General features: G+C 62.5%; 4 protein-coding genes (1 of these 4 running past the window's edge). 2 read left to right on the top strand and 2 right to left on the bottom strand.

Annotated features, from left to right (window positions below; all coding sequences use genetic code 11):
- Positions 1-918 (top strand): GlxA family transcriptional regulator (locus B2V21_RS21380; RefSeq protein ID WP_286917966.1); only part of this gene is annotated, 918 nt, incomplete at its 5' end.
- Positions 919-972: 54 nt separating this feature from the next.
- On the opposite strand, the gene nfuA is transcribed toward B2V21_RS21380, so the two are convergent.
- Both nfuA and B2V21_RS21370 read right to left on the bottom strand, forming a co-directional pair.
- Positions 973-1,557, bottom strand: a complete 585-nt coding sequence (gene nfuA, locus B2V21_RS21375) for a Fe-S biogenesis protein NfuA (protein ID WP_049859622.1) — start codon at positions 1,555-1,557, stop codon at positions 973-975.
- A 77-nt stretch (positions 1,558-1,634) separates the two neighbouring features.
- On the bottom strand, positions 1,635-2,657 hold the full coding sequence (locus tag B2V21_RS21370) for an acyltransferase family protein (protein WP_056842682.1): 1,023 nt from the start codon (positions 2,655-2,657) through the stop codon (positions 1,635-1,637).
- Between the two features lie 273 nt (positions 2,658-2,930).
- Between B2V21_RS21370 and B2V21_RS21365 the strand changes: the two genes are divergently transcribed.
- The coding region annotated (locus B2V21_RS21365; RefSeq protein ID WP_286917965.1) for a homocysteine S-methyltransferase family protein crosses the window boundary (this coding region is incomplete at its 3' end): on the top strand, positions 2,931-3,979 show 1,049 of its 1,948 nt. 899 nt of the annotated region lie beyond the right edge of the window.

The raw sequence follows: 3,979 nt of genomic DNA, 5'->3' as shown, positions 1-3,979 counted from the left end.
TTCGCCTCGGCCAACGTCGAGCTGACGCGCCAGGGGCTGGCGCCCTTCTATGACCTGCAACTGCTGGGCGAAACCCCAGGACCCGTCGCGACCTCGGCCGGGCTCAAACTGCATGCCGATGCCAGCTGGCAGTCAGTGGACTGCTCCACCTTGGATACAGTATTGCTGCCCGGCGGCAGCAGCGATGCCGAGCAATGCGCCAATACCGCCCTGCTCGCCTGGCTGCGCGCGGCGGCGCCTCAGGTACGGCGTTTGGGCTCGGTGTGTTCGGGCGCGCTGATGCTCGCCAGCGCCGGGCTGCTGGACGGTTTGATCGCCACCACCCACTGGGATGATGTCGAGGCGTTGAAGACCTTCGCCAACGTACAGGTTCGGGGCGATCGGCTACACACCTTTGATCCGTCGGACAAGGATGGCCACAGCCACATCTTCACCTCGGCCGGCGTCACGGCCGGCATCGACCTGGCACTGGCCTTGATCGAAGCCGATCTGGGCCGACCACTGGCGCTGGCTGTGGCGCGCCGCCTGGTACTGTTCCTCAAGCGCTCGGGCGGACAGACGCAGTTTAGCCCGCACCTGGCGCGCTGCAACGGGCCGACGTCGAGGCTGACCGAACTGCTGGAGTGGATCGCGCACAACCTCAGCGCCGACCTGTCACTGGAAGCGCTGGCGCAGCAGGCCAACATGACGCCACGCACGCTGTATCGCGTGTTCTTCGCCGAATTGAACATCACCCCGGCGCGACACATCGAGCGGGTCCGACTGGAAGCGGCCAGGGCCATGATTCAGGGTGGACAGTTGTCGGTGCAGAGTGTGGCGCGGTTGTGCGGCTACGGGCATGCAGAGAATCTGCGCCGCAGCTTTCAGAAAGTGCTCGGGGTCAGTCCCCAGGGGTATGCGCAGCGCTTCGGCCAGTAAGGCCGGGCACCGACGCTGCACAGAGGCAGCGAGTCGATGCTGGCGCCACGCCGATCAGTAGTAGGCGTTTTCTTTCTGAGTGTGGTCGGTCACATCGCGTACGCCCTTGAGCTCGGGGATGCGTTCGAGCAAGGTGCGCTCGATACCGTCCTTCAGGGTCACGTCAGCCTGCCCGCAACCCTGGCAGCCGCCACCGAACTGCAGCACGGCGATGCCGTCCTCGACCACGTCGATGAGGCTGACCTGGCCGCCATGGCTGGCCAGACCGGGATTGATCTCGGTCTGCAGGTAGTAGTTGATGCGCTCGTTGACGGGGCTGTCGGCGTTGACCATCGGCACCTTGGCGTTGGGTGCCTTGATGGTCAGCTGCCCGCCCATGCGGTCGGTGGCGTAGTCGACCACGGCGTCGTCGAGAAAGGCTTCGCTGACCGCGTCGATCCAGGCGGTGAAGCTCTTCAAGCCCAGGGCGGTGTCTTCCGGCTTCTCTTCACCCGGCTTGCAGTAGGCAATGCACGTCTCTGCGTACTGGGTGCCTGGCTGGGTGATGAACACGCGTATGCCGATCCCGGGGGTGTTCTGCTTGCTCAGCAGATCGGCCAGGTAATCGTGCGCAGCGTCGGTAATCGTTATAGCGCTCATAGTGGTTCCTCACAGACTTGCCAGGAGTTTACGCGAATCCGGCGACGCTGACAAAGCCTGACTGTTTTGGTCGGGAATCAGTTGATACGCGCCATCGCATTCGAATCCAGACGTGCGTCGGTCCAATGCTTGACCCGGCGATACAGGCGCTTTTCGATCCACACGTAGCTGGCCCACGACACCAGGGCGATGGTCGGCACGCAGAACGCAAACACCCAATACGGGTTCAGATGCCAGCGCACGCTGGCCAGCCAGCCGCCGTAGAGCACCAGCACGTGCACCAGATACACCGAGTAGGAGCAGTCGCCCAACGCTTTGAGGATGCGGCTGCCACGGAAGTGTGGCTCCATGGCCACGCAGGCCAGCACAATCAAGGCGCTGGGCAGGCCCCAGTGCAGCAGACGGTCACTGGAATCCAGGTGATAGATCAGCAGCGCCGACACGATGATCACCGCCAGCGGCAGCCACAGGCCCTGGGCGATCCAGCCGCGGCGATAGAGCATGCCGATGCCGATGCCGAGCAGGAACTCGTAGATGATGTTGTTCTGATAGAAACGGCTGACCACCCCATAGCGCCCGAGCACTTCGCTGACCGCCACAAGGGCGGCTGCGACGATCAACGGCCGGTAGCGCTGCGGCACGGTGAACACCAGGGAGAACAGCAGGTAGAAGAACATCTCGTAGTTGAGCGTCCAGCCTACGTTCAGCGTTGGGTAGAGGCCATAGCCGCCAGGGTTTTCCGAGGGGATGAACAGCAGCGACAGGATGAAGTGCGGCAGGTCGATGGCGGCGTGCGGCAGCCATTGCCCCAGACTGACCAGCATCAACCCCATCAGCGCGGTGTACAGCCAATAGGCTGGGACGATGCGAATGATGCGGTTGAGCAGGAAGCGTCCTGCGGGCATCTGCTTGTCCTGGGTCGAGAGGTAGATCACCAGCCCACTGATGACGAAGAAGATGTCGACGCCCACCGCACCCCGGTCAGTGAAGAACTGACCGATGGGGCCTGAGGCGTGGAAGTCGAAAAAGATCTGCATGAAGTGATGACAGACCACGATCCAGGCGGCCAGGGCCCGTAGAGCTTGAAGCGAAATCAGCATGCGTACCGCCTTTTGAAACGAGAATTCGCGCCCCTTTTCGGGGCATTCCGGGGGGTGGGACTGCAAAAATTCCGAAAAGGTCGCGCATTTCGTCGATGGCTGGGGTGATGCACTGCTGTTTCACGGTCGGCAGGTAGCCCGTGATTCGAATAAACAGCAGCTTATCAACATGAGCGAAATTCATGGACATGCCCTTCGTGATCAAATAGCGCACAGGTTTGCTATTATCCGCACCCTGTCACAGTGTCCGAATTTTCTGAAAGAGTGGTTCCCATGTCCGACCGCAGTGCTCGCCTTCAAGCTCTCCAGCAAGCCCTCAAAGAGCGCATCCTGATTCTCGACGGCGGCATGGGTACGATGATCCAGAGCTACAAGCTCGAGGAAGAGGATTACCGCGGTGAGCGCTTCGCCGATTGGCCCAGCGACGTCAAGGGCAACAACGATCTGCTGTTGCTCAGCCGTCCGGACGTGATCGCCGCCATCGAGAAGGCCTATCTGGACGCCGGTGCGGACATTCTGGAAACCAACACCTTCAACGCCACCCAGGTGTCCCAGGCCGACTACGGCATGGAATCGCTGGTGTACGAGTTGAACGTCGAAGGTGCGCGCGTGGCGCGCCAGGTCGCCGATGCCAAGACCCTGGAAACGCCGGACAAGCCACGCTTCGTGGCCGGCGTGCTGGGCCCGACCAGCCGCACCTGCTCGCTGTCCCCGGACGTCAACAACCCCGGCTACCGCAACGTCACCTTTGACGAACTGGTGGAAAACTACACCGAAGCCACCAAGGGCCTGATCGAGGGCGGCGCCGACCTGATCCTGATCGAGACCATCTTCGACACCCTCAACGCCAAGGCAGCGATCTTCGCCGTGCAAGGCGTCTACGAAGAGCTGGGCTTCGAGCTGCCGATCATGATCTCCGGGACCATCACCGACGCCTCGGGCCGGACCTTGTCCGGGCAGACCACCGAAGCCTTCTGGAACTCGGTGAGCCATGCCAAGCCCATTTCGGTCGGCCTGAACTGCGCGCTGGGCGCCAGCGAGCTGCGTCCGTACCTGGAAGAGTTGTCGAACAAGGCCGGTACGCATGTGTCCGCCCACCCCAACGCCGGCTTGCCCAATGCCTTCGGTGAATACGACGAACTGCCGTCGGAAACCGCGAAGATCATCGAAGAATTCGCCCAGAGCGGCTTCCTCAACATCGTCGGCGGCTGCTGCGGCACCACGCCCGGGCATATCGAAGCCATCGCCAACGCCGTGGCCGGCTACCCGCCGCGCGCCATTCCGGAGATCCCCAAGGCCTGCCGCCTGTCGGGCCTGGAGCC

Origin of the sequence: Pseudomonas sp. UBA6276 (assembly GCF_002438365.1) — a bacterium.
In the GTDB taxonomy this organism is placed as follows: domain Bacteria; phylum Pseudomonadota; class Gammaproteobacteria; order Pseudomonadales; family Pseudomonadaceae; genus Aquipseudomonas; species Aquipseudomonas coleopterorum.
The sequence above is the reverse complement of the archived record's forward strand: the minus strand, read 5'-3'. Positions and strand labels throughout refer to the sequence as shown.

What these genes read in the sequence shown, in the direction of transcription:
- B2V21_RS21370 (WP_056842682.1), bottom strand. Translation starts at nt 2,657, where the DNA reads ATGCTGATTTCGCTTCAAGCTCTACGGGCCCTGGCCGCCTGGATCGTG.
- nfuA (WP_049859622.1), bottom strand. Translation starts at nt 1,557, where the DNA reads ATGAGCGCTATAACGATTACCGACGCTGCGCACGATTACCTGGCCGAT.